The 22,920-nt window shown below is 46.4% G+C and carries 25 protein-coding genes and 1 riboswitch; of the genes, 7 read left to right on the top strand and 18 right to left on the bottom strand.

Going from position 1 to position 22,920, the window contains the following annotated elements; all coding sequences use genetic code 11:
• Positions 1-11 precede the first annotated feature (11 nt).
• The gene (locus tag CYJ37_RS06185) at positions 12-707 is read left to right on the top strand and encodes an ABC transporter ATP-binding protein (protein ID WP_101548550.1); all 696 of its coding nucleotides are present in this window, start codon (positions 12-14) and stop codon (positions 705-707) included.
• A 73-nt stretch (positions 708-780) separates the two neighbouring features.
• On the opposite strand, the gene CYJ37_RS06180 is transcribed toward CYJ37_RS06185, so the two are convergent.
• From CYJ37_RS06180 to CYJ37_RS06135, 10 genes are all read right to left on the bottom strand, one after another.
• Complete coding sequence (locus CYJ37_RS06180; protein WP_101548549.1) at positions 781-2,559, bottom strand: cation:proton antiporter; 1,779 nt, start codon at positions 2,557-2,559, stop codon at positions 781-783.
• A gap of 525 nt (positions 2,560-3,084) precedes the next feature.
• Complete coding sequence (locus CYJ37_RS06175; protein WP_101548547.1) at positions 3,085-4,089, bottom strand: DUF3231 family protein; 1,005 nt, start codon at positions 4,087-4,089, stop codon at positions 3,085-3,087.
• Positions 4,090-4,203: 114 nt separating this feature from the next.
• Positions 4,204-5,028, bottom strand: coding sequence for an STAS domain-containing protein (locus CYJ37_RS06170; protein ID WP_180827270.1), 825 nt, complete (start codon positions 5,026-5,028; stop codon positions 4,204-4,206).
• A 241-nt stretch (positions 5,029-5,269) separates the two neighbouring features.
• Complete coding sequence (locus CYJ37_RS06165) at positions 5,270-6,214, bottom strand: DMT family transporter (RefSeq protein ID WP_101549629.1); 945 nt, start codon at positions 6,212-6,214, stop codon at positions 5,270-5,272.
• An 89-nt stretch (positions 6,215-6,303) separates the two neighbouring features.
• Entirely contained in the window at positions 6,304-6,741 is a 438-nt protein-coding gene (locus CYJ37_RS06160) for a GNAT family N-acetyltransferase (RefSeq protein ID WP_257964189.1), read from the bottom strand.
• Positions 6,742-6,753: 12 nt separating this feature from the next.
• Positions 6,754-7,236: a GNAT family N-acetyltransferase gene (locus CYJ37_RS06155; protein WP_101548545.1), complete on the bottom strand. Its 483-nt coding sequence runs from the start codon at positions 7,234-7,236 to the stop codon at positions 6,754-6,756.
• A 130-nt stretch (positions 7,237-7,366) separates the two neighbouring features.
• On the bottom strand, positions 7,367-7,726 hold the full coding sequence (locus CYJ37_RS06150; RefSeq protein ID WP_101548543.1) for a rhodanese-like domain-containing protein: 360 nt from the start codon (positions 7,724-7,726) through the stop codon (positions 7,367-7,369).
• Between the two features lie 45 nt (positions 7,727-7,771).
• On the bottom strand, positions 7,772-8,143 hold the full coding sequence (locus CYJ37_RS06145) for a sulfurtransferase (protein ID WP_253618964.1): 372 nt from the start codon (positions 8,141-8,143) through the stop codon (positions 7,772-7,774).
• A 158-nt stretch (positions 8,144-8,301) separates the two neighbouring features.
• Positions 8,302-9,435, bottom strand: coding sequence for an MBL fold metallo-hydrolase (locus CYJ37_RS06140; RefSeq protein ID WP_101548541.1), 1,134 nt, complete (start codon positions 9,433-9,435; stop codon positions 8,302-8,304).
• A gap of 51 nt (positions 9,436-9,486) precedes the next feature.
• On the bottom strand, positions 9,487-9,873 hold the full coding sequence (locus tag CYJ37_RS06135; protein WP_101548540.1) for a DUF302 domain-containing protein: 387 nt from the start codon (positions 9,871-9,873) through the stop codon (positions 9,487-9,489).
• 194 nt (positions 9,874-10,067) lie between these two features.
• Between CYJ37_RS06135 and CYJ37_RS06130 the strand changes: the two genes are divergently transcribed.
• From CYJ37_RS06130 to CYJ37_RS06110, 5 genes are read left to right on the top strand one after another with little or no spacing between them, the layout of a single operon-like run.
• On the top strand, positions 10,068-10,781 hold the full coding sequence (locus CYJ37_RS06130; protein WP_101548538.1) for a cytochrome c biogenesis CcdA family protein: 714 nt from the start codon (positions 10,068-10,070) through the stop codon (positions 10,779-10,781).
• A gap of 14 nt (positions 10,782-10,795) precedes the next feature.
• Positions 10,796-11,494 carry a response regulator transcription factor gene (locus CYJ37_RS06125; protein WP_101548537.1) on the top strand — a complete coding sequence of 233 codons (699 nt, stop codon included), beginning with the start codon at positions 10,796-10,798 and terminating at the stop codon, positions 11,492-11,494.
• Positions 11,481-12,548 (top strand): sensor histidine kinase, encoded by a 1,068-nt coding sequence (locus tag CYJ37_RS06120; protein WP_257964188.1) that lies wholly within the window; start codon positions 11,481-11,483, stop codon positions 12,546-12,548. The genes CYJ37_RS06125 and CYJ37_RS06120 overlap by 14 nt, the downstream gene beginning before the upstream one ends.
• Positions 12,549-12,571: 23 nt before the next feature.
• Complete coding sequence (locus tag CYJ37_RS06115) at positions 12,572-13,180, top strand: hypothetical protein (RefSeq protein WP_142385229.1); 609 nt, start codon at positions 12,572-12,574, stop codon at positions 13,178-13,180.
• A complete protein-coding gene (locus CYJ37_RS06110) occupies positions 13,177-13,737 on the top strand; it encodes a peroxiredoxin family protein (RefSeq protein ID WP_257964187.1) in 561 nt (186 codons plus the stop codon). Before CYJ37_RS06115 ends, CYJ37_RS06110 begins: the two co-directional genes overlap by 4 nt.
• A gap of 60 nt (positions 13,738-13,797) precedes the next feature.
• Here CYJ37_RS06110 and CYJ37_RS06105 read toward each other — a convergent pair whose 3' ends face one another.
• From CYJ37_RS06105 to proV, 8 genes are all read right to left on the bottom strand, one after another.
• The gene (locus CYJ37_RS06105) at positions 13,798-14,535 is read right to left on the bottom strand and encodes an amino acid ABC transporter ATP-binding protein (protein WP_009794661.1); all 738 of its coding nucleotides are present in this window, start codon (positions 14,533-14,535) and stop codon (positions 13,798-13,800) included.
• 17 nt (positions 14,536-14,552) lie between these two features.
• Positions 14,553-15,284: an amino acid ABC transporter permease gene (locus CYJ37_RS06100; RefSeq protein WP_009794662.1), complete on the bottom strand. Its 732-nt coding sequence runs from the start codon at positions 15,282-15,284 to the stop codon at positions 14,553-14,555.
• Between the two features lie 64 nt (positions 15,285-15,348).
• Positions 15,349-16,188, bottom strand: coding sequence for a transporter substrate-binding domain-containing protein (locus CYJ37_RS06095; RefSeq protein WP_009794663.1), 840 nt, complete (start codon positions 16,186-16,188; stop codon positions 15,349-15,351).
• A 102-nt stretch (positions 16,189-16,290) separates the two neighbouring features.
• A riboswitch (Lysine riboswitch) is annotated at positions 16,291-16,474 on the bottom strand.
• An 82-nt stretch (positions 16,475-16,556) separates the two neighbouring features.
• Positions 16,557-17,243, bottom strand: coding sequence for a DUF2711 domain-containing protein (locus tag CYJ37_RS06090; RefSeq protein ID WP_101548535.1), 687 nt, complete (start codon positions 17,241-17,243; stop codon positions 16,557-16,559).
• A gap of 140 nt (positions 17,244-17,383) precedes the next feature.
• On the bottom strand, positions 17,384-18,790 hold the full coding sequence (locus tag CYJ37_RS06085) for a right-handed parallel beta-helix repeat-containing protein (RefSeq protein WP_101548533.1): 1,407 nt from the start codon (positions 18,788-18,790) through the stop codon (positions 17,384-17,386).
• 286 nt (positions 18,791-19,076) lie between these two features.
• Positions 19,077-19,967, bottom strand: coding sequence for a glycine betaine ABC transporter substrate-binding protein (locus tag CYJ37_RS06080; protein ID WP_101548532.1), 891 nt, complete (start codon positions 19,965-19,967; stop codon positions 19,077-19,079).
• Between the two features lie 15 nt (positions 19,968-19,982).
• A complete protein-coding gene (locus tag CYJ37_RS06075) occupies positions 19,983-20,816 on the bottom strand; it encodes an ABC transporter permease (protein ID WP_101548530.1) in 834 nt (277 codons plus the stop codon).
• Positions 20,813-22,039: a glycine betaine/L-proline ABC transporter ATP-binding protein ProV gene (gene proV, locus CYJ37_RS06070; protein ID WP_009794668.1), complete on the bottom strand. Its 1,227-nt coding sequence runs from the start codon at positions 22,037-22,039 to the stop codon at positions 20,813-20,815. Before proV ends, CYJ37_RS06075 begins: the two co-directional genes overlap by 4 nt.
• 311 nt (positions 22,040-22,350) lie before the next feature.
• Here proV and CYJ37_RS06065 point away from each other — a divergent pair, with 311 nt between their 5' ends.
• Entirely contained in the window at positions 22,351-22,896 is a 546-nt protein-coding gene (locus CYJ37_RS06065) for a GbsR/MarR family transcriptional regulator (protein WP_009794669.1), read from the top strand.
• Positions 22,897-22,920 lie beyond the last annotated feature (24 nt).

Below are 22,920 nucleotides of genomic sequence, written 5' to 3'. Positions count from 1 at the left end.
GAGGAGACAAAATGACTTTACTCAAATTTGAAAATATTAGTTATTGGTACAAACAAGAGAATAAAAAGCATATGATCCTTAACAATATCAATGTCAGCTTTGAGAGGGGGGCTTTTTACACAATCATCGGCCCATCCGGTTCAGGAAAAACGACGTTCCTTGCGCTCGCCAGCGCCCTGGATGTTCCCAAAGAGGGAGCGGTAGTATATGAGGGGAAGGATATAAAGAAAATCGGGCTAACGAAATTCCGCAATAAGTATGTATCCATTGTTTTTCAATCTTACAATCTGCTTCCCTATATGACAGGGCTTCAAAACGTGATGACGGCAATGGAAATCACAGGGGCAAGCCATAAGAATAAAAAAGAATTCGCATTGAATATGCTGGAGCGTGTCGGCATCTCCAGCAGGCAGGCACAGCAGAAAGTGCTGACACTAAGCGGCGGCCAGCAGCAGCGTGTCTCGATTGCCCGGGCACTCTGCTGCGAAGCTGATCTGATTGTGGCCGATGAACCGACAGGAAATTTGGATGAAAACACAGCAAACGAAATTGTGAACCTGCTGAAGGACTTGGCTCATAACGAAGGGAAATGTGTGATTGTTGTAACCCATGACCAGAATATTGCTGAGAAATCTGACATTACGATCAAGCTATCAAAGGGGAAGATTACTTTGAACAAAAGAGAATATGCTGAAACCCTGGTCTGATTGCTGCTGAAAAAATAGGAAAGGTGCCTGGCCCACGCTGCTTTACAGCTCAGAATGGGTCAGGCACCTATATTTATTCTTTCTCCCCCTGCTCTAACACCACTAGCAAATCTCCCTCATTTAGTACAGGCTTTTCGCTGAAGGTGAAAAAAACAAGGCTGCCGTTCTTTCTTTTTACGCATAGCGGAATTCTGTCCGTTTCCGTTTCTTCTTTTTCCACTGTCTGCTTGCTGTCAATTTCAATTGTCTTCAGTTTATAGCCGATATTGACCATTCTGTTCAGCTCAGTAAAGGTCGCTTCTTCTCCAAACAGCAGATGTGCTTTGAACGCGGTGGAGATTTCCTTATGCTCGGTTTTCCTTTCTGCTGTCGGCAGCGAGAAGGTATGGTTATATCCGAATTCAGGAAGATAGGTTTGGCAAACAAGCGCGTTATAGGCTGCATTCCCTTTCATAGCCAGGAGGAAATTATAAGGGCTTTTGTCGATTTCGAAATCGCTGTGCTCGGAAAGGATCTCCCCCTGATAGGTCGGAATCTCCAGCTTTTTTGCAAGGAAGAGGCGGTCAGCGGACGTGTCTGTGATCAGGGCGGAAACGTTTATCTCCTTCAAATGCTTAGCGAAGGCAATCGCGAAACTGCTCGCCCCCACCATCAGGACGCCTGAAGACTCCGGATTTGCCAATTTCAGCTTCCGGGCAATCGGACCGATGGAAAAGCCATGGGCGCACACCGTAATAAAAACAAGGGCCAAGGTGAGCGGCGTTAGTATCGTTGCATTTGAATAGCCATCTTCTATTAATAAAGCGGCAAAATACCCTGAAACCGTCAAGGCAACGATTCCCCTTGGCGCAATCCAGCTCACGAGTGTTTTTTCCTGCAGTGTCAGCTCTGTTCCGATTGTGGAAAGCCAGATAGACACCGGCCTGATAAGAAACAGCATAGTGATGACAAATAAAATGATCGGCCACGTGAAAACGTCCATAATCGTCTCTCTTGTCAAAGAGGCCGTCAATAATATAAAGACAGTGGACGTCAGCATAACCGAAATGTTCTCCATAAAATGGCCGATGCTTCCGATTGAATGGACATGCTTCTTCGTCCGGGCAAGCGTCAGTCCCATGACTGTTACAGCCAGCATCCCAGTCTCATGCATGATCCCTTCGCCAAGCGTGAAGCAAATCAGGACAAAGCAAAAGATCAGCGGTGATTTCAAGTATTCAGGGAACAATCCTCTGCTCACCAGGAAGCTGACAAGCAGCCCTATTACAAGACCGATTAAAGTCGCCAGGAGGGCCTCGATAAAAAACGGAATGAAATCTTTAAACTGAAAAGGTCCATCCAAGGTAATTTTGATAATTTCATAAGCAAATAAGGCCAGTAAAGGACCAATTGGATCTACAATGATTCCTTCCCACTTCAGAACCGAAGAGACGCGGGCAGACAATTTTGCCTGCCTGAGCAATGGGATGATGACTGTAGGCCCGGTCACTACAAATAATCCGCCGATGATAAAGGAAATTTCAAGATCCAGCCCGGCAATATAGTGGGCTGCTAAAGAACCGCCGATCCAGGCAATGAGTGCTCCAAGTGTTACAATGCGAAAAACAGACTTGGAAATGCCTTTCAGCTCGCGTATATCAAGGCTCGTACTGCCCTCAAATAAGATCAGTGCAACAGCAAGAGAGATAATCGGGCTGTACAGCTCCCCCAGCCCTTCCTGCGGATTGACAAGGCCGAATATCGGGCCAATTAAAAGCCCGGCAACCGTCATGATTACGATGGATGGCCACTGAATCCGCCACGCCAGCCACTGCGAAAACATACCGAGTACAATCACAATAACTATGCTCATTAAAGTAAATTCTGGTTGAATCTCAATCACCTTCTCCAATTGGCATATTTTTCACTTATCACATACCGGAAAGTTTATCAAATTATTGGACGGTATAGAAATAGATTGGCTTCAGATATTGATCCTTGGCGCTTTTCAAATAGAAAAACATGATGGCCTTTACTTCTAATTGCGGTAGGGTAAAATCCGGAAAGAGGAGGTTTTAATGTGGATTACAGATAAGTTCAGCAATCATCTGATTGAGCTGCCAGCCAGCTCGGTGTCTCCATATGTGATATGTCAGCAAAATCATATTAGATATCACTAAAATTTAAGTAAAATGATGCATGGCCCCAAAGGCTTCAAGCTTTAGGAAAAATCGGGACCAGTCACCAAGTACAGTGTATACTCCCCGCAGATTGCAAAGGGCAAAACCGCTGAATCTCACCTCAGCTATCGTCAGCTCACTTCTTACCTCCCCTCATTCAGGCTTCATAAGATGCCTTCAACAGCAAAATGCCCTATCTGATCGTAGGGCATTCTAAGCTATTTCCGCTTCGCCATTTCTGCTCTATTCGGTGCCAGCGGAGGCTGTTCGAGCCACTTATTTTTCACCATAATATCAAACCAGTTTTTTGTAACCACCAGGTTTTGCAGAATGGTTGCTTCGTACGTAGTGACCAGGTCGGTTCTCATTGCAGAAGCCAGGCCAGCACCATGGTAATTTTGGGCGGCTTGAAATAAGAATCCCATATGATACATGATTAATTTATCGGAAAAAGGCGATTCCGTTGATACAGTAACTTCTGTTTCCCAGGACTTTGGCACCGGCAGATTATCCGCCTGCATGATCTTAGAAAGAGATTTGATCTGGCCATCGGCAGTCTTCTCAGAACTGGTTAAGAACTTTCTTACCTCTTCTGACTGGGCAATTTGACTGAAAGCAATCGAAAGAGTTTTGGCCATAATGCTCTTTTTGATGTTCAAAGAAATACTGATGACCTCCGGTGCCGAAAGCGTTCTGCCATTGCCGAAAAAACCATCCTTAAAATCCTTGTTTGTGACATACTTAGGCTGTCCTTCTGGATAAAATAACGGGTCCCTTTGGAAAAGTCCTTTCTCAAGCAATAAATCAACAGTTTGATGATACATTTGTTTCCCATCTTCATCACATTCGCCGTAAAATAACCTTAAGTCTTTCCTTACCGAAATGCCTAATGATGTGGTGTGCCCCAGCAGTCCATGTGTAGTCATGATATTTAAATAATTCAGGCAGAATGTGTCTGTAAACAACCTCTGCTTACCTGGGTACAGGTCGGTTTGGTTAAACCCAATAGGAACAGGAAAACCTTCGTTCTCAATAAACGCCTTTAATTTTGCTTTTTGCCGCTCGAATATCATGATCGCTTCATTAAAAATGCTTTTAATCTCTTCATCCTCAATAATGGAATACATATATCTATTCACTATATCAACCGCTGTTCCGTTTATGTACTCTCCCCACAAGGAACCGATCTCAGAAGATGTCAGTTTGAAATTTTCCTTATTCATATCCAATCACCTCGCAAATATTATGTCCTTTTTTTAGAAAGTCATCATAGCGGAGGGGTGAAATTTTTGATAAAAAAATAAAGCAAGACCGATTCAACGGCCTTGCTTTGTCGATTATTTCAGGTATGCCTTTAACGTCTCTTGAAGCGTCCCCTTTGTTTCAGCACCCTTCTCAAAGCGGATACCGGCACGGACCATCTTTTTGACAAGATCCGGCCTCAGCCCGGTAAGAATGGCCTTTGAACCCATCATGCCCACTCCTGCCAGGACCTTTTCAAAATCATCCATCACATCTTTTTCCATCATGGCAATGCCTGACAGATCAATAACAAGTGTCTGGATCCTTGTAGCTGCAATTTCATTTAGAACCTTCTCTTCTATTATTTCAACTCTGTACGTATCCATCGATCCAATCAGAGGCAGGACAGAAACCGTTTCACTGACCGGTATGATAGGTACAGATAAATGTTCAACCGTTTCCCTCTGTTTAAGAAGCATTGTATCTTTATATTTTGAGTAGCTTAAGAAGAAATTGTTAAGAAACTGGTCAATCTGGTCATTCACCGCTTTTTCCAGCTCAAAAAAATCTGAAGCTGGAATCTTCTCATCTCTTTCCTCATTAAGGCTGCCGATAATGTGCCAAGTTGTTCTTCTTATGGCCTGGACCCATTCCAGTTTCAAAGAAAGAGTTAAAGAATGCCCTGCCCAGGCAACCCCTTCTTCCTGAGCAAATGCGATAAGGTCGCTTTCATTGTGGTCAACAATAAAGTAAATTAACTTCCTCGCATTTTTTAGAAGGTCAATATTCCCCTTATTTAAAATCTCATTGATCTTCCCAGAAACATTCACTGCTTCAGACAGCAATTTGTTTTCAAACTCTTCCCCGTGGTTGTTAATAAATTGCACTAACTCATCCTTCAAGATTCGTTTGATACTCATTACTACATCCCCCTACTATGTGCTATATGAATAAAAAACATTTACTTATACCCGGATATTATAACAGTTAAACCAGTTTTTATAGGTTTTTTGAAGCGGAGGGTCGGGTCCCTTGCATCAGGATGGCCAGATGATCTTTTCCCCCGGCCTACCCTCAGCCTATCTTTGCGAGTTTTTGGATATATTTGCGAGTTTTTTTATATATTTGCGACTCTCCCTTTTGGAGGGTCAGATAGAACCTCTAGCTTACTCTCAGCGGCTCTTCTCTTCCACCCGGCAGCCTCTTCCCCTCAGCAGGCTCTTTTTTCAGCGCAATAAATAAAATCATCCCTATAATACAGGCCGTACCCGCCCACTGAAAAACACCAAAAGGCTCCTTCAGCCAAAATACGGTTGTCAGAACAGCCGCAAGCGGCTCGACGCTGCCCAAAAGGCTGGTTTCCTTCGGATGCAGGATTTGCAGGCTTTCTATATAAAACCAAAATGCAATCATCGTCCCAAAAAGGACCACAAAGGCTAAATACACATAAGCTTCACCCGTTAAGCTCTGACTGTCCATTCGCCAGGGAGGATGGACAAAGCTCAGCGCGAGCCCGCCAATCACCATTGCCCATCCGACAATGACAAGGGAATCGTATTCCTTAAGCAGCGGCACAGCATACAGCGTATAAAAGGCCAAAGCCGCCCCGGACAAAACTCCCCATACGACCGCTGGCACCGGCACAGATAAATGCGAGATGGAGCCGTTCGTCAGCAAGAAGAAGCTTCCGAACAAAGCCAAAGCGATGGTCAGCAAATCTCCCCGCGTCAGCACCGTTTGTTTGCGGAGGACCAGGTATAAGATGATCATCACAGGGGCCAAATACTGCAGAAGCGTTGCCACCGCAGCATTTCCATGCTCAATCGATGCCATATAGGTGTATTGGACAGCAAGCATTCCGAGCAGACCAAAAATAATCAAACGAAGAGCCGAGCTCTTCTTTTTCCACACACCAAGGATCTGGGCACGATCTTTTGCAAAGTATTGGACGGCTAAAAGCAAAACCCCTGCAATGAGCAGCCGGACTGTCACCAGCCAATCCACATCAATCAGAAAATCCTGAAAAAGCTTCTTGGCCGCTGTACCGCCAATTCCCCAAAACATCGCGCCAGTCATAACAAGAAGTATTCCCTTACGCCTGTCCATGCTTGATTCTCCACCTTTCAAAGGCCATGGGGACAGGTCCTCTGGCCCAAAATGGGCCAAGGGACCTGTCCCCCCGGCCCAACTCCGTCTTAATAACCCAGCCTATAAACAATCTCCCCATCAATCACCCGGCCGTCAGCCTCAAATCCAAGCTTTTCATACATTTCCTTCGCCCGGTCGTTCTCCGGCTCAAAGCTTAAATAGATCACTTGGTGGTCCTTGTCCTCCTTGATCAGCTCAATCAGCTTCTCCATCGCCGCTTTCCCATAGCCTTGGGACTGATATTTGGCATCAATCATCAATCGGTAGATCCAATATTCCTTATCGTCAAAATCTATGCAGTACATCGTAAATCCTACCAGCTTTTCCTCATGGTAGATTGCCAGGCAGTTGCACTCTGGAAATGCCTTCGCCTGTGCCAGCGAGAACAGATTCGTCGCGACAAATGACTTCTGCTCTTCAGCTACCTTTAAATCAATCACATCAAAAAAATTATGTCTGTCTACTTCTTTTAAAAAAATCATCATATCTCCCTGCATTTATGTATTTTGCTTTGTTCCGCTGACAAACTCTTGTATGACCCGCTTATGCTCATCCTCCCGCTCCGTAAATTCCCCGTTTGTATATTCATCTATCACACACCGCCAAAACCCTTGGGCGGGCTTGTTTTTCTCGATCTGGAAAATCTCCCACCTGCCTTTATGCAGCCCAAAGATATCCTTCGCCACCTGCTTCCCAAGGCCTTCCCGGCGGTATTTTTTTAAAATAAAAAACTCGTTGATGGAAAGAGCCTGGCTGTCTTCTGTCACCAGCACAAAACCGGCATAGCGCTCATCCAGCTTAATTATATAGGGGAAATGGCCCTCTTCCGTCCAATAGCCGCTCAGCGGATACTCGCTGAATCTCCCATTCTCTTCGACATATGCATCGATAAACTCGGAAAAGTCATAAATATAAAACTGCAATAAATTCTGGAGCGCTTCCTCATGCTCCGCTCCTGCTTTGATGATTTCGTATTCCATCCCTTTGCACTCCTCTGGCCGGCATCTTCTGTATATTCACCGCGATATGCTGGAAATCCTGCTATACAAAAAAAGACAGCCGGGCGGTATGCTACCTAGTTGTCTTTAGAGGGCGCATCTGCGCATATATTCAGCTCCAGGCGCTCATGCCGCCTTTTACATTCGTAATATGTTTAAAGCCTGCCTTTTTCAGCAGTTTGCCTGCTTTATTGCTTCTCATCCCGCTCTGGCAGATCACGACCACTTCTTTATCTTTGTCCAGCCCGTTTGATTTGCCATGAAGCTCATGCAGAGGGATGTTTTTAAATTCCTTGATATGATTGGTTTGAAATTCCCTGTTGGTGCGGACATCGATAAATTGTTTCTTTTTATCCTTTAACTCGCCCTTTAGTTCAGCGGTTGTAATCTGCCTTATTCCCTTTGCCGGCAGCATCCGCTGCAGCAGTAAGAATACTAATAGCCCGATCAGCAGATAGTTTAGATATTCCATCAAGGCTTCCTCCTCAGTGTTTTTTACCTGCAAGGGTATGAAAATTTATCTTAGCCCCGGTTCCAGATCTCCTCTTCTTCCAGAATGCTGTTCTACCATTTCATAGCTCACAACCTGGAATCCTTTCTTTCTCAAAAACCGGATGCCCAAGTTCAGCTCCAGCCGGTCAGAAGCGATAACATGGATTTTGCCTGGACTGATTTCATTATAAAAACGCCTTAAATAGGCATAAGGTATATCTGCAGAATCACAGTTTATATCTATAGCTTTATTATTATAATCCCTGATATCGACTATGGTCAGGCCAGAATCATGGGTGCCGTCTCCGGTGCAAGGGACTTGGGGAACAGGGACATAACGCTTATAGAGGCTTGCAGCTAAAGCTACTAGTATTAACATCATGATTGAAATAAGCATACCCACCACCCTATCTTTTATTTATAGCTTGATAATATACCCCATTAGGTATAATGTCAAGCATGGCAAATCAAAAATCCGCTATAGAGAAACAAAGGACTTTTCCAATAAAAGAAGGGCTATTACAGCCCTCCTTCACCATACCTTCAACAAATTTTTTACCTTACAGCACACCGGTTCGGCCCTGTTTCCATTTCGCTCTGCTCGTCCGCTTCCGGCTCTATTTTCCCCATATTGGTTTTCCTGATTTTTTCATAAGAGTTTGGCTGCGGAGGAAGATTCTCTGTTACTGCTTTCCGGAAGCTTTCTTTGCTTTCGATGTTGAGGCCATGATTCCGGCTATATAAATCCCCTAATTTTGCTGACACGCTGCCGTCTTCGTGCATTTCTTCAATCGACATATAGTGGGCAGGGAGCACAACTGCATCATCATGGATCTCCTTGTAGCGGGAGTACAGGGTCTCTCTCAAATCATCGGCCCATCCCCCTGCTTTTCCAGCCAGATCCGGACGGCCGATCGAATCAATGAACAGAATATCGCCTGTTAAAAGATAGTCTCCATCGACAAGCAGGGATGTGCTGCCGATCGTGTGGCCTGGTGAATACACTGCCTTGATTGAAACATTGCCGATTGAAATATCATCCCCATCCTGAAGTTCCTTATAGGAAAACTCCACCTCCTCCGCATCCTTCGGCGGGAGATAATAGTCCGCGCCTGCCTCCTCGGCAAGCCTTCTTCCCCCTGAAATATGGTCCGCATGAAGATGGGTATCAATAAGAGACTTAAGCATGACACTGCTTTCATGTTCCCGGATAAAATCCTGGTATTGTTCAATCATACGGTTGGCATCTACAATCGCCCCTTCTCCATTCGAAACAACCAAATATGAAAGACAGCCTTTGCCAATCCGGACAAACTGATAGATCGAACCTCCGCTTTTCAGATCAGCGATCTTGATCGGTTCTAAATGCTCACTCCATGCTTTCATACCGCCCTCAATGGAATAAACATCCGTGAATCCCGCTTTAACGAATTCCTCGGCCTCCTTTTTAGAGGAATTTCCTTTTGCACAAACAACATAGATTTCCTTATTTTTTGGAAGCTTGTCCAGAATAGGTTCGATCCCCTCTTCTGTCACCTTCTTATAAGGGGCATTCAATACTTCTATATTCTTCCCCTCGATCTTCCAGTCATCAAAAGCATCTGTACTCCTGGCATCCACGATGAAAAGTTCTTCTCCACTGATCACTTTTTCTGCAAGTTTTTTTACTGAAATTGTTTTTACAGACATATGCAGATCTCCTTTCAGGCAAAAATTCTTCATGCCCTTACTCGTTCGTTCTTATACGCTTTTGTCCAGGCAGCCGATCAGGCGCTGTTCAATGTCTTCCGCCATTTCCTGCAGCGGCTTTTGGTCCAGCATGCTGATGAGGGATGTCGGCCGGGGCAGGCCGATTTTCGTTTGGCCTTCTTCTTTATACACAACAATTTTGCAGGGCAGGAAGTATCCTGCAAGTTTAGTTTCCTTCAGTACCCGCTCTGCTTCTTTCGGATTGCAAACCTCAAGGACGATGAACTCTTCATCCAGATGGCATCCTTTTTCCTCGAGCTTTTCCTTGATATCAAATGTCCATAGAACTCCAAATTTCTCCTCTTTCAGATTGTTCTCCAATGCAGTGAACGCTTCCTGTATGGATTTGCGGGTGGTGACGGTGTAATGAAAATTCATCGGACTTCATTCCTTTCTTTTAATAAAACTTTAGATTGGCTTGTATTTGCCTATGCTAGAATACTAGTAGGGGTATTAAACTATGCCCTTATTCGGCCCGGCAGTAAACTTCTTATTTTTTTTCGGGACAAAAGGACCCTTTTAACGAAAACTTAACAGAGAGCATGGATACTGTAAGAAAGGAGTGAAAGAGTATGGCTGATATTGGTATATGGTTCGCTTTGACTGTGGGGATATTATCGTTTTTTTCTCCCTGTGTGTTTCCGCTTCTGCCCGCTTATGTCACACATTTGACTGGCGGGACAATTGAGAATGCGAAACTGCAGGTCGAGCGCAGCAAGCTTTTCGTCCGATCTTCCGGATTTATTATTGGCTTCAGCCTGATATTTATTACATTGGGGGCGTCTGCCAGCCTGCTGGGACAGGTGCTGGCTGATTACCGGATTTATGTCATGCAGGCGGCCGGCCTTCTGATCATCATTTTTGGATTGCAGATGGCGGGAATAATAAACCTCAAGCTGCTGATGAAGGAGAAGAAAGTGCAGTCGGACCGAAAGCCAAAAGGGCTCTTCAGTTCTATCTTATTGGGAATGGCCTTTGCCAGCGGATGGTCCCCTTGTGTCGGACTCGCCCTATCATCGATCCTGCTTCTGGCAAGTTCCCATGATACGCTCATCCAGGGGGTCTACCTGCTGACCGCGTACTCTATAGGAATGGCAGTACCTTTCCTGCTCATTTCCATCCTCGTTTCTTATTCACTGAAAAGCATCAGAAAGATCAACAAGCATTTATCAAAGCTGGCCGTCATTAATGGCGTCATCATGATCGCTCTCGGGCTGTTCATTTTAACAGGGCAGATGCAAAAAATCAGTGCCTGGCTTTCCGCCTATAGTTTATTTGAATTTTAGTAAGGGGGCAGCACATGGATAACAGCTATTTAATCGGAAAAACCGTTCTGGTTGTAGAAGATGACCCGAAAATCCGGCACCTGGTGAAAATCTACCTGGCCAAAGAAGGCTATGAAGTGCTGGAAGCGGAGACCGGGGCAGAGGCGAGGGACAAGATTCTGCAATATGACCCCTGCCTCCTGATCCTCGACCTGATGCTGCCCCTGGTGAGCGGGGAAGATCTTTGCAGATGGGTAAGGGCCGACCAGAAAAGCATGGTCCCGATCATCATGCTGACGGCAAAAGCGTCCGAAAAACAGCGGATAGCTGGCTTCAGGCTCGGGGCCGATGATTATGTGGTAAAACCGTTCAGCCCGGCAGAGCTGATGGTCAGGATTGAGGCGGTGCTGCGCCGGACAGCAAGCCGGTGCGGAAAGCTTAGCTTCGCCGGCCTGACCATCAAGCCTGTAAAAGGAGAAGCCCGCTTTAACGGCGTGCCGATGGAACTGACCAATTTTGAATTCAAATTGCTTCATATGTTCATGAAGCATCCTGAACAAATCCTTTCCCGCGAGCAGATCCTGAACTTCATCTATGAACATCAGGAAAAAGCGGTATCCGAAAGGACAATCGATGTCCACATCAAGCATCTGCGCGAAAAAATCAAAGAGAAGACACCGAACGAATATATCCACACAGTCAGGGGGATGGGATACAAATTTGAAGCATATTAAAAAATACGCCCAGCTCCTGATGTCCAAGCTGATTGCCGTCAACAGCCTTGTCATCGTCATCGTCATCCTGATCGCCGGCCTGTCCGTGAACAATTATGCCTGCTATCTGGTCAATGCGAAGGAAATGGAAGGCCAGGAATTCGTCCGGACATTGGGGAGGTTTCTCATTGCTGCCAGCATCATCGCTTTCCTCTTCGCGGGCCTTGTCCATTATCTTTCTGTAAGAAGGATCCTGCGGCCCATCCAATCAATATCAGAGGCTGCTGTCGAGATTAATGCCGGGCAGTTCCCTGATAAAATCACCCCCCGGCCTTCAGGGGAAGTCGGCCAGCTTGTGAGTAATTTCAACACGATGGCAGAATCCCTGAAATCAGCCCAGCAGCAGCGTGATACCATGCTCAGGGACATTTCCCATGAACTCCGGACCCCCCTGACAAATATCAACGGATACCTGGAAGCACTGCAGGGCCGGGTCATCCAAGGGAATCCGGAATTATTCGGCTCCCTTCTGGAAGAATCGCTCCGCATTACCCGGATCGTCGAACTGATCACCGAACTGGATAGATGGGAACGGGGCAATGTCTTCCTGGAAAAATCATTTGAACCCGTCAGGCTGGATGAGATTCTGTCAGAAACCATTTCTGCCTTCAAGCTGAAATTGGATGCCCGGTTCCATGAAGTCCACATACACCTAGCCCCTTTTGCGATGGATGGCCACAGGGATGGGCTGAAGCAAGTGTTTACCAATATGCTTCAGAATATTGTTGACTATGATACAGGCCACTTGCTTGAGATTGAATCAGAAAGGGTGCAAAACCGCTGTATGATTCGGTTTATCCATCAAGGCGAGTTCATTGATCCCGGCGAAAAAGAGCTGATTTTTCAAAGATTCTACAGACTGGAGTCCTCGCGCACGAAGAAAGCTGAAGGTGCCGGGCTTGGACTGTCAATCAGCCGGAAAATTGCAGAGGCACATGGAGGAGAGATTGGATTGGAGACAGACGGCACTCATCACACCTTCTGGATTGCCTTTCCAGCCGGAAAACGTGACTAACGCTATAGAATCGGGTGAGAAAATTGTCTTACGTTAATATCGGAAGCCTCAGCATGCAGGTGGAATGGCTTTCTGTTGCTGTGGCGCTTATCACAGCATCATTGCTTTTTCGGTTGATCATGAAAAAGAAAACCGGGGATTGGCATTGGAATGCTTTTTTTGCTTATATCGTTGTCTGGAAAGGAAGCTATATCTTCTTCCATTTTGGACTGTTCCTCCAGAATCCCCTTTCTGTCCTATTCTTTAGCGGAGGAATCAAAGGACATACTTTAGGCATCATTACAGTGATTGTCTATCTTTTTTTACAGCTCAAAAAGAACAGCCTGTTTCCTGATTTGCCAATCTTATTCAGTCTCTTCTTTTTTATATACGAGGCATTCATGATCTATTTGGAGGGCGACCCTGTCCATTTATTAGCCCAGATTTTGTTTACCTTAAGCTTCATCATCTATCTGCAGCTCCGGAAACCAGAAGGATACAAAGAGTTCAAACAGGTATTTCTCCTGTTTCAAATGATGCAGATCCTGATCATCAGCATTTTCGGCACCATCATCTCTGTGGACCTGTACAGCTGTGCAGGGATCGCACTTTTTATTCTTTTTTCATATAAGAGGGAGGTTTGCCGCAATTGAAGAAAAATATAATAGCTGCCAGCATCATGGCCACCGCGATTGCCATTGTGCTTGTGAACGTATGGAAGTCCAGCCCGCCTGAAGAAGCAGCTGAAATAAGCACATCAGAAGAAGAAATCCCGGCAGCATCATCATCTGTTCCGGAAGAAGGAGCCGTTCCGCCAGACTTTGAACTGACGACGCTTGCGGGAGAAACCGTCCGGCTTTCCGATTATAAAGGCAAAAAAGTCATATTGAATTTCTGGGCAACGTGGTGCCCGCCCTGCAAAGCTGAAATGCCGCATATGCAGAAATTCTACGAAGAAAACAAAAACAAGAACGTTGAAATCCTTGCCGTCAATTTGACCAATGCGGATAATGGCACAAAGGCCATTGAAAGCTTTGTCCAGGAATATGGGCTAACCTTCCCCATCCCCCTTGACCAGGATGGACAGCTCGGCGTGCAGTACCAGGTATTCTCGATTCCGACAAGCTATATCATTGACACCAATGGTGTTGTCAGCAAAAAAATCATCGGGCCGATGGACGAAGAAATGATGAAGAATCTTGTGAAATGAAGCCAGGGGGACAGGTCCCATGGCCCAAAACGGGCCACGGGACCTGTCCCCCCGGCTCTTTTACACTTTCAATGTCCGCTTCAAAAATTCCCTGGTCCGCTCCTGATCAGGGTTATTGAAGATCTGTTCAGGACTTCCTTCTTCCGCAATGACTCCTTTGTCCATAAAGACGACGCGGTCGGATACTTCTTTAGCGAATTCCATTTCATGGGTGACGATCAGCATCGTTTGACCGGAACCGGCCAGTTCCTTCATGACTTTCAGGACTTCTCCCACCATCTCCGGGTCAAGGGCCGATGTCGGCTCATCGAACAGCATCACATCAGGCTCCATGGACAGTGCCCGCGCAATGGCGACACGCTGCTTTTGCCCGCCTGACAGCTGCCTTGGCTTGGCATTGACATATTGATCCATGCCCACCACTTTCAAATATTTCATGGCGACTTTTTCCGCTTCTTCCTTAGAGCGTTTCAGCACCTTGACCTGGCCAACCACACAATTATTCAGGACATTATGATTATTGAAGAGGTTGAATTGCTGGAACACCATCCCTAAGTTCTGGCGGTAAGCAAAAATATCATGCTTATCGTCGAGGATGTTCTCGCCATTATAGATAATCTGGCCGCCGCTTGGCTTCTCCAGCAGGTTAATGCAGCGAAGGAGGGTCGATTTCCCGGATCCCGAGGAGCCGATAATCGTGACCACCTCTCCTTTTCTGACTGAAAAATCAATGTCCTTCAATACCAGATTTGTGCCGAAGGATTTGCTTAAGTGCTGAACTTCAATGACTTTTTCCATAGCCGCTCCCCCTTCCCTTACAGATTATTTTCACCTTTGCCCAGCAAATCGAAATTGTCAGGGCCGTCTAATTTCCGTTCAAAATAACGCAGGATTCTTGTAACAATGAAGGTCATGACAAAGTAAATGACACACGCCACAAAGAATGACTCAAAGTATCTAAAATTATTCCCTGCTACTGATTTGGTCATAAAGTATAGTTCCGATACTGATATAACATTAAGGACAGATGTGTCTTTGATATTGATGACAAAGTGGTTGCCTGTTGCCGGCAAGATATTGCGGATGACCTGCGGGAGCACGACATTCCACATCGTCTGATAATGATTCATCCCGATGGCCTGGGCTGCTTCAAACTGCCCTTTATCAATGGAAACAATTCCGCCTCGGACGATTTCAGCCATATAGGCCCCTGTATTGATGGATACAACAATGATGGCCGCTGCCAGGACATTGATGTCAACGCCGAATGCCAAAGCAGATCCATAATAAATGACCATCGCCTGGACGATCATTGGTGTTCCGCGGAAAAATTCGATATATACTGAAAGGACGAAATTAATCACCTTCAGCAAGATTTTTTTGGGTCCGCGCTCTGGTGCCGGGATGGTCCGGACCACTCCCGCCAATAAGCCAATGCCGGCTCCGATGATAGTTCCGATCAAGGAAATAAGAAGCGTGATCCCAGCTCCCCGAAGGAACATCGGCCAGTTTTCAGAGATGATTCTAACGATCCAATCGAAGCTCATCTTTCTCCCCCTCTATATTCATCATAAAACCGACTGTAAGCTTACAGCCGGCTCTATGCGTTTCTTATTGTGCTGCTGGTTGGTTCTGGATGGCTTCATCCATGATAGTGGTACGCTCTTCTTCTGAAATGCCTTTTAAAATCTCGTTGATTTTCTCTGTGAGTTCACTGCCCTTTTCAAGCCCGACAGCGATTGCTGTATCATCTTCGGAAGTTTCGAATCCTTCCTCAAAATCAACCATCGCAAAATTGTCATTGGCAGCAGAAGCACTGACTGCCTCAGGACGCTCAGACACGTATCCATCAATGATTCCGGATTCCAATGCAACCCTCATCGCAGGGAAATTGTCCATCGCTGTTTCTTTGGACACACCATCGATCTGGTCAATCACGGAATAGTGGAATGTATTCAATTGAGCTGTGATTTTAGCTCCGTTAAAGTCATTGAGGCTAGTCGCGTTTTCGTATTTTCCGCCTTTTTTCACGACCATAACTAGCTGGGAGTTATAGTAGTTCTCAGAGAAATCGATCGTCTCTTTGCGCTCTGCCGTTGGCGACATCCCCGCAATGATGGCATCGATCTTGCCTGACGTCAGCGCCGGCACAAGGCCATCCCATTCTGTCTTAACGATTTCTAATTCCTTGCCAAGCCCGTCAGCGATCTTCTTTGCAATTTCAACATCATAGCCGCCCGCATATTCAGCAGAGCCTTTGATTTTTACACCGCCATTGGAATCATCTTTCTGCGTCCAGTTGAACGGAGCGTAGCCTGCCTCCAGGCCAACCTTGAACGTATCACTTTCCGATGACCCTGAATCTGAACCTGAACTTGTGCTTGATCCGCAGCCGGCCAGCAAAAGGACTGCCGAAAGCATACCCGCTAAAAATAATGAAGCTTTTTTCATGTTTTCTCCCCCTATATTTGTATGATGAGAACAAAATAAAAACGACCTAAGATTAACTTAGGTCGTTATATACATATGCCCATAAGTCCTCTTTTTTTCCCTAAATGAGATAGCACAACTCAATAAGCCGGGAAGCCCATTGAGACAGTCCTGCAGCTCTTAACTGCAGACCCAGCAGGCAATACTGAGATATATGTGCCCGCTTCGGCGATATTTCCTTCTCCCTAGCATCATCGCTTCTCAAGCTCCGCTAAAGACTGTTAAACACCGCGCCTCTACCTCACTGGTAAAGTGAGGTCTTATTTAATTTTCTCTAATAGTCTACAACTATATAAATAATCTGTCAATCCTTCGTCCTGGGCACTATGTCAGGTATGATTTTCCTGGAGGTACCAATTCAAGCAGGTATTATTGCCGCAGATGATAGCTTCCCATTTGCTGGACCGGATGATGTGCTCTATATCAGTCTCTTTGGCCAGAAACAGTGTGATGAAAGAATCTATTACACTCATAAAAGCGTAATCCATCTGCTGATCGGTGATGATCAGCTCCGCATTTGAAAGCCCGAGAATCCCTAAAGGAGCAGCTTCCTTTAACGGCATGGAACCTTCTGTCAACGGGATGGGGCTGGAATAATAAATGCTTTCCGCCTGCTTTGACCCAAGAACATTCAACAGACTCCCCAACAGAAATACAGATGTCTGGTCCTCTGGCGGCAAATAAAGGTCCGGATCCATATAATTATCCAGAGCTTCGGCTAAATCCTTCCGTGCATACTCTTTCCTCAATCCCACAATCGCCGTCTGCAAGGCGAGTGCCAGTTCATCAAGTGAATTCAGCCCGCTGTCCTTCATCACCTTTTGCCATGGTACAGGCTGGCCTTTTTCCAGGGCCTCTTCTCCACTTAAAAAAACGTCCTCTGAATCAGGCTGTGCCGCTGTCCAGCCGGCAGGCATCCTGACAAAGGGATGAAGCAGGATCGCACAGGACTTGAACGGTGCCGGGAGCTGTCCGAGAATTGGGGAACAGTGATCCAGCCATAAGTAATTTAACATAGACTGCCACCTCGCTTTTATTCGTTCACTTATTAAACGAAGGAGCGAGGAAAAGGTAACACAAAATGGTGACAGGCCGGGGGGACAGGTCCCTTGGCCCAAACGGGCCAGAGGACCTGTCCCCCCGGCTCAATTTTTCCTTAGCTGAACCTGGTCAATTCATTATTTACCAGGCTCCGCTTTCCGGCCAGCTGGCCATCGGGGTCCAGTCCCCAGACAGAAATCAGGACTCTGTCACTGGAAGGGAAGAACCTGAGTTCAAATAAATCAAAGTTGGCATAATAGGTTCTTGTGATGGTGGAGCCCGGTGAGCTTTCCGGCGCAAGCGGGTTCAGCTCCAGCACATAGAGATTCTGGGTGTCAGTCAGATAATAGCCTTCGATCCTGACCGTTTCTTCCGTGTCACTGACGTTCTCAAATACAACATACAGCTGGCTAATCGGCCGGCCTGCTGAGGGCAGGTTGGCAATCGGCCCGGTAGTAACGAACGGCACTCCAGGCGGCACCCGCAGGAAAGGAATGAACTCAACCGGGCCCGGCCCTCCGATGTCATCCCCGCCAGGTGTGTTCGGCCCGGCAGGTCCCCAGTAATTGTTTTCCGCATTGACAGTTACAGCAGAGGCGTTGAATAACCCCCACTCTTCATTGCCGCTGAATGTATTAAGCTGAATCACTGGCGGTGTCACTGCAGTAGCCTCGACGAAGATGCCAATTCTGTTTTCTAGAATCTCGTTCCTTGTCACCACTTGTTCTGCCGGGCTTCCGAGCCTCATTCCGGCATCAGTGGCCCCTTTAACGGCATTTTCCGCGATTTCTACCCGGCCTCTTACTTCCGGGCTTGTCACGATGCCTCTCTTCACATTGGCAGCACCTCCCTCAGGTGCCTCAATTCTATTCCCCCGTACAAGGACATTTGCCGTTTCTCTTTTCACAGCGACCGCAGTACTTTCTTCACTCGGGGCTTGAATATTGTAAACCCGGTTACCCTCAAGGGTTACGTCATTGGCAAGCTGCTGCTGAGAGGTGCCCTCAATAGAAATGCCAATGGCCGGTGCAGAGGCACTCGCATGCCTGATCTCAGAGATTTCATTATCAGCTGCCCGAAGCCTTTCTATCGCACTCGTCCTGATTCCATATGTCCCTTCAATTGCCTGCCGGGCCGGTGTTCCAATTTCCCTGATGATGTTTCCGCGAATCTCCACATCACTCGGCGCAACAGCCTGGTCTATTAATCGGGTCCTGACTCCAACAGCTTCCGCGGAACCGCTGTAAAGCGGATTTGTGATCGTAAAGCCCTCAAGAACCACATTGGCTGCAGAAATCTCCACCACAATATTACGCTCTTCTTCACTGTTTCCATTCAAAAACGTCACTTCAGGCCCTCCACTGGATCTTACTGTCAGCGGTTTATCAATCCTGATCAGTGTCGGACCTGTAATATCTGGTTCCTCATAGGTACCAGGGTTCACAGTAATAATATCTCCAGGCTCAGCTCCATCAATAAAATCCTGAATGCGCTGGCCCGAATTCACGATGAATTCAGTCATAATATTTCATCCTCCTTCCTTATAAAATATGCAAGGAGAGGGGGAGTGCTTGGACAAGGCACTATTAATTGCTTGTCTGTTAAAGAGTGCGACTGTAAAAACGGGTTCTGGTCCGACTGCTATTGCTAGAAAAAGAGACATATCCAGGGATATGCCTCTATTATGTACATCCACTTTCAATCCGTTAAATTTCCATTGCATTTTGCACGTAAAGCAGCTGAACCCCTCAAACTTCTAAAGTGGTGCAGACAGAAAAAGAGCCGGGAAATCCCCGGCTCTCGCCTCATTAATCTAAGTCTTCGATTGAATCAGCTTCCACGTAAGAAGGAACGACAAGTCCTGTTTTCGCGCCTTCAAGGTTTTCACCAAGGCGTTCCATATCGTCGCCATACTGATCAAGATAGTCTTTATGTGTCAGCGGCAGCCAGCCGGAAACGGTCGCATCTGCGTCGCCATTGGCCACAGCTGTAAACATTGGGCCTGCATCCAATTGAACCATTTCCACATTATAGCCGATGCTTTCGAGCACTTTCGCTACAACATTGGTGCTTGCAATCTCAGAATCCCACGCCACATAAGAAAGTGAGATATCTTCCCCGCTTACTTCCTCTGCGCCGTTTGTCCACTCGGCTACTTTATCGCTATTGTCTTTCACCCATGTGTCAGCAGCTTCGGCAGGATCTGTCCCTTCCTGGATTGCAACCATGACTTCACCGATATCATCATTTGTCCAGAAAAATTGGTCAAGCACTTTGTAAGCACTTGGCTGGTCTTCTTCCAGGCCTTTGCGTGTGAAGGTTTCGATTTTCTCTGCTTCACCGTAGATCCCTTTAGGGTCTTCCAGATATTTCAGATCATACTTAGCGAACATCCAGTGCGGCGTCCAGCCAGTTACGATGATAGGCTCTTCATCTTTGATGGCGTTGTCCAGCTCAGCAGCCATAGCAGCCGAAGAAGACTCAACCAGTGTATAGTCTTCCAGATTATCATACTCTTCCAATGCTTTATTGGTTGCCGACATGATTCCGGCACCAGGCTCGATGCCAGTGATTTTGTAATCCACTCCATCACCGATCGTGCCGCCTTCCTCTGAATCTTGAGAATCATTTCCGCAGGCAGCCAATCCGACAGACAATGCAAGGATTGAAGCCAACCCGGCCATACGCAATTTTTTCATTGTGATACTTCCCCCTTAGTTTTTAGTGATTCTTATATTTTGAGAAATCCGGTCAAGCACGATCGCCAGGATGACGATGGCGAGACCAGCTTCAAAACCTGTACCGACTTTCAGCTGGGTCACGGCACGGTACACATCTGCACCCAGTCCCGGCGCACCTACAAGGGATGCGATAACAACCATGGATAGAGCAAGCATGATGCTTTGGTTGATTCCGGCCATGATGGTGTTCATTGCCAATGGCAGCTGAACCTTGAATAATTTCTGGCTTGGCGTTGATCCAAATGCGTCAGATGCTTCTACAAGATCCTCCGGCACCTGGCGAATTCCGAGATTGGTCAATCGGATCGTCGGCGGCATCGAGAAGATGACGGAAGCAATGATACCTGGTACGACCCCGATCCCAAAGAAAATGATGGCCGGGATTAAATATACAAAGGCCGGCATCGTCTGCATAAAGTCAAGGATCGGCGTAAGGATGCTTTGCGCACGGTCGCTTTGTGAAATCCAGATTCCAATAGGAATTCCTATGATGATCGATATAATGACCGATGCCAGGACAAGGGCAAGCGTATCGATCGTTCCATCCCAATAGCCGAGATTATCAATCAGCAATAAACCTATAGCGGTAAATAATGCTATCGTCCAGCGGCTTACCCACCAGGCCAAGCCTGCAAAAATCAAAATCAGCACCAGTGCCGGTATCGATTCCAATACCATGACAAAGAATTCAACAACTGCTCCGATTCCATCTGTCAGGATGTCAAAGAACGGGCCCAGAATGTCTTTGATCCAGCTGACCGCACTATCTACCCAGCTGGCTAACGGAAGCTTCGGCAAAAATGTCATATGCTTTCCACCTCATTTCCCTGAACATCTGCATTCAGATCAGACTCCAGCCCTGCAAGTGCACCAAGTACAGCGCCCCTTACAATGACTCCCTTGAGCCGTCCTTCCTCATTGATGACAGGCAGCGGCAGTACAGCCGTAGCCACCTGCTCGAACAAGTCTACGAGAAGGGTCTCCGGTTTAATGGAATCTAGATCAGTAATGAGGATCTCTTCTAGGGTCTGCTGGTTCTTGACGGCAGCTGAAGCAGCTTCGATTGTGACGGTGCCGAGGAGCTTCTGCTTGCTGTCAACAACGAACAGATGGGATATCCCTTCATTTTTCATGACCTTCACAGCCACACGCGGACCGCGGTCGATGCGCACCATTTCAGGGCGTTTCATGACATGCTCTGCCGTTAGGACCTTCGAGAGGTCAACATCCTCAACAAACCGCTCCACATATTCATTGGCAGGGTTTGTCATGATTTCTTCAGGCGTACCGATCTGGACGATGTTCCCATCCTTCATCAGAGCAATTCGGTCGCCGATGCGGAGAGCTTCATCAAGATCATGGGTGATGAAAACGATCGTTTTCTCCATCTTTTCCTGCAGTTCAAGCAATTCGTTCTGCATATCTTTGCGGATCAATGGATCGAGCGCACTGAACGCTTCATCCATCAGCAGGATGTCAGGGTCGTTCGCAAGGGCACGGGCCAGGCCGACACGCTGCTGCATACCGCCGCTCAGTTCGCTCGGATAGCTGTTTTCATATCCTTTAAGGCCGACAAGCTCTAATGACTCCATTGCCTTCTGTCTGCATGCGGACTTTTCTGCTCCTTGGATTTCAAGGCCGTATTCAGTATTTTCGAGAACAGTTCGGTGAGGGAATAATGCGAAGCGCTGGAATACCATGCTCAGTTTCTTCCGTCTTACTTCCCGCAGCTCTTGGGGGTTGAGCTTAACGATGTTCTTTCCATCAATATGTACTTCTCCATCGGTTGGGTCGATCAGCCGATTCAGCATCCGGACCAATGTGGATTTTCCGCTCCCGGATAATCCCATAATGACGAATATCTCCCCGGCATACACATCGAAGCTCGCTTTATTGACACCGACGGTCATTCCAGTCTTTTCAAGTATCTCCCGCTTTGATTTCCCCTCATTCAGGAGTCTGACTCCCTGATGGGGCGATTTACCAAAGACTTTCGTAACGTTTTGGACGCTTATTTTCTTTTCAGCCATAAATCCACCTCTAAACTTTGTTTATACATGACGATTTCTGTCGAATCGAACTGTTTTTCCAGCGTACTTAAAAAGTATAAGGGACTTTAGTTGCATACAACAAACCTATAAATCCATCAAATTCCATCAATAAAGTACGTACAGTTTGAACTGTACGTACTAAATTATCTTATTCTTAGATTTCTTCTGATATGCTCCCTTTCCCTCAACTTGCATTTACTTTACTTTAGTGGGTTCAAACTTTAAAATGAATCAAGATGAATGGATTAGCATAATTATCCTCTCATTTGTGACTAGAATGGTGGTGTATCATGCATAACGAAGAATTGGTCGCACAGGCACGGGAGAGAGTCATTGAATCTGTCGCGAGAAACATGCATTTATACGGAGTTCCCGCCTCTATCGGGCGTATCTATGGAACCCTCTATTTTGAAAATAAACCCATGACATTGGATGAATTGAAGGAAGAGCTCGAAATGAGCAAAACCAGTATGTCCACTGGTGTCAGGACCCTGCTGGAATTAAATATGGTTGAAAAGGTCTGGCGAAAAGGAGAAAGAAAAGATTTATACCAGGTCAAAGGGGATTGGTACCAGAATTTCATCGATCGCTTTTGTACGCAATGGAGAAAAGGAACCCAGATGAACCTGGATGCCTCGCTTAGATCACTTAAGGACCTCGAAGAAGTCCTATCACATACAGAAGATGATGAAACGGTAAAGAAAGCCGAAAACCATCTTCAAAAGATCACTTACGCCATTGAATACTATACCTGGCTCAACAAAGTCATCGATCTTTTTGAATCAAGGGAGATCTTTGAACTGACAAAGTCTGAGGATGAAAAAAAGGAAGAGTAGATGCTCTCCAAAAAGGTGCCTGCC

This window comes from Bacillus sp. UMB0728 (assembly GCF_002858875.1).
Lineage (GTDB): Bacteria > Bacillota > Bacilli > Bacillales > Cytobacillaceae > Bacillus_AB > Bacillus_AB infantis.
This window is presented reverse-complemented; position numbering and strand designations above follow the sequence as displayed.

Bases quoted from the DNA above. Each gene is read 5' to 3' on its own strand.
- CYJ37_RS06130 (WP_101548538.1), top strand. From the start codon at position 10,068: ATGGCTGATATTGGTATATGGTTCGCTTTGACTGTGGGGATATTATCG.
- CYJ37_RS06090 (WP_101548535.1), bottom strand. From the start codon at position 17,243: ATGTTAAATTACTTATGGCTGGATCACTGTTCCCCAATTCTCGGACAG.
- CYJ37_RS06185 (WP_101548550.1), top strand. From the start codon at position 12: ATGACTTTACTCAAATTTGAAAATATTAGTTATTGGTACAAACAAGAG.
- CYJ37_RS06085 (WP_101548533.1), bottom strand. From the start codon at position 18,790: ATGACTGAATTCATCGTGAATTCGGGCCAGCGCATTCAGGATTTTATT.
- CYJ37_RS06140 (WP_101548541.1), bottom strand. From the start codon at position 9,435: ATGTCTGTAAAAACAATTTCAGTAAAAAAACTTGCAGAAAAAGTGATC.
- CYJ37_RS06160 (WP_257964189.1), bottom strand. From the start codon at position 6,741: ATGATGATTTTTTTAAAAGAAGTAGACAGACATAATTTTTTTGATGTG.
- CYJ37_RS06155 (WP_101548545.1), bottom strand. From the start codon at position 7,236: ATGGAATACGAAATCATCAAAGCAGGAGCGGAGCATGAGGAAGCGCTC.
- CYJ37_RS06075 (WP_101548530.1), bottom strand. From the start codon at position 20,816: ATGACATTTTTGCCGAAGCTTCCGTTAGCCAGCTGGGTAGATAGTGCG.
- CYJ37_RS06095 (WP_009794663.1), bottom strand. From the start codon at position 16,188: ATGAAAAAAGCTTCATTATTTTTAGCGGGTATGCTTTCGGCAGTCCTT.
- CYJ37_RS06180 (WP_101548549.1), bottom strand. From the start codon at position 2,559: ATGAGCATAGTTATTGTGATTGTACTCGGTATGTTTTCGCAGTGGCTG.
- CYJ37_RS06105 (WP_009794661.1), bottom strand. From the start codon at position 14,535: ATGGAAAAAGTCATTGAAGTTCAGCACTTAAGCAAATCCTTCGGCACA.
- proV (WP_009794668.1), bottom strand. From the start codon at position 22,039: ATGGCTGAAAAGAAAATAAGCGTCCAAAACGTTACGAAAGTCTTTGGT.
- CYJ37_RS06145 (WP_253618964.1), bottom strand. From the start codon at position 8,143: ATGCTTATTTCAATCATGATGTTAATACTAGTAGCTTTAGCTGCAAGC.
- CYJ37_RS06135 (WP_101548540.1), bottom strand. From the start codon at position 9,873: ATGAATTTTCATTACACCGTCACCACCCGCAAATCCATACAGGAAGCG.
- CYJ37_RS06150 (WP_101548543.1), bottom strand. From the start codon at position 7,726: ATGGAATATCTAAACTATCTGCTGATCGGGCTATTAGTATTCTTACTG.
- CYJ37_RS06065 (WP_009794669.1), top strand. From the start codon at position 22,351: ATGCATAACGAAGAATTGGTCGCACAGGCACGGGAGAGAGTCATTGAA.
- CYJ37_RS06175 (WP_101548547.1), bottom strand. From the start codon at position 4,089: ATGAATAAGGAAAATTTCAAACTGACATCTTCTGAGATCGGTTCCTTG.
- CYJ37_RS06170 (WP_180827270.1), bottom strand. From the start codon at position 5,028: ATGAGTATCAAACGAATCTTGAAGGATGAGTTAGTGCAATTTATTAAC.
- CYJ37_RS06165 (WP_101549629.1), bottom strand. From the start codon at position 6,214: ATGGACAGGCGTAAGGGAATACTTCTTGTTATGACTGGCGCGATGTTT.
- CYJ37_RS06125 (WP_101548537.1), top strand. From the start codon at position 10,796: ATGGATAACAGCTATTTAATCGGAAAAACCGTTCTGGTTGTAGAAGAT.
- CYJ37_RS06080 (WP_101548532.1), bottom strand. From the start codon at position 19,967: ATGAAAAAATTGCGTATGGCCGGGTTGGCTTCAATCCTTGCATTGTCT.
- CYJ37_RS06100 (WP_009794662.1), bottom strand. From the start codon at position 15,284: ATGAGCTTCGATTGGATCGTTAGAATCATCTCTGAAAACTGGCCGATG.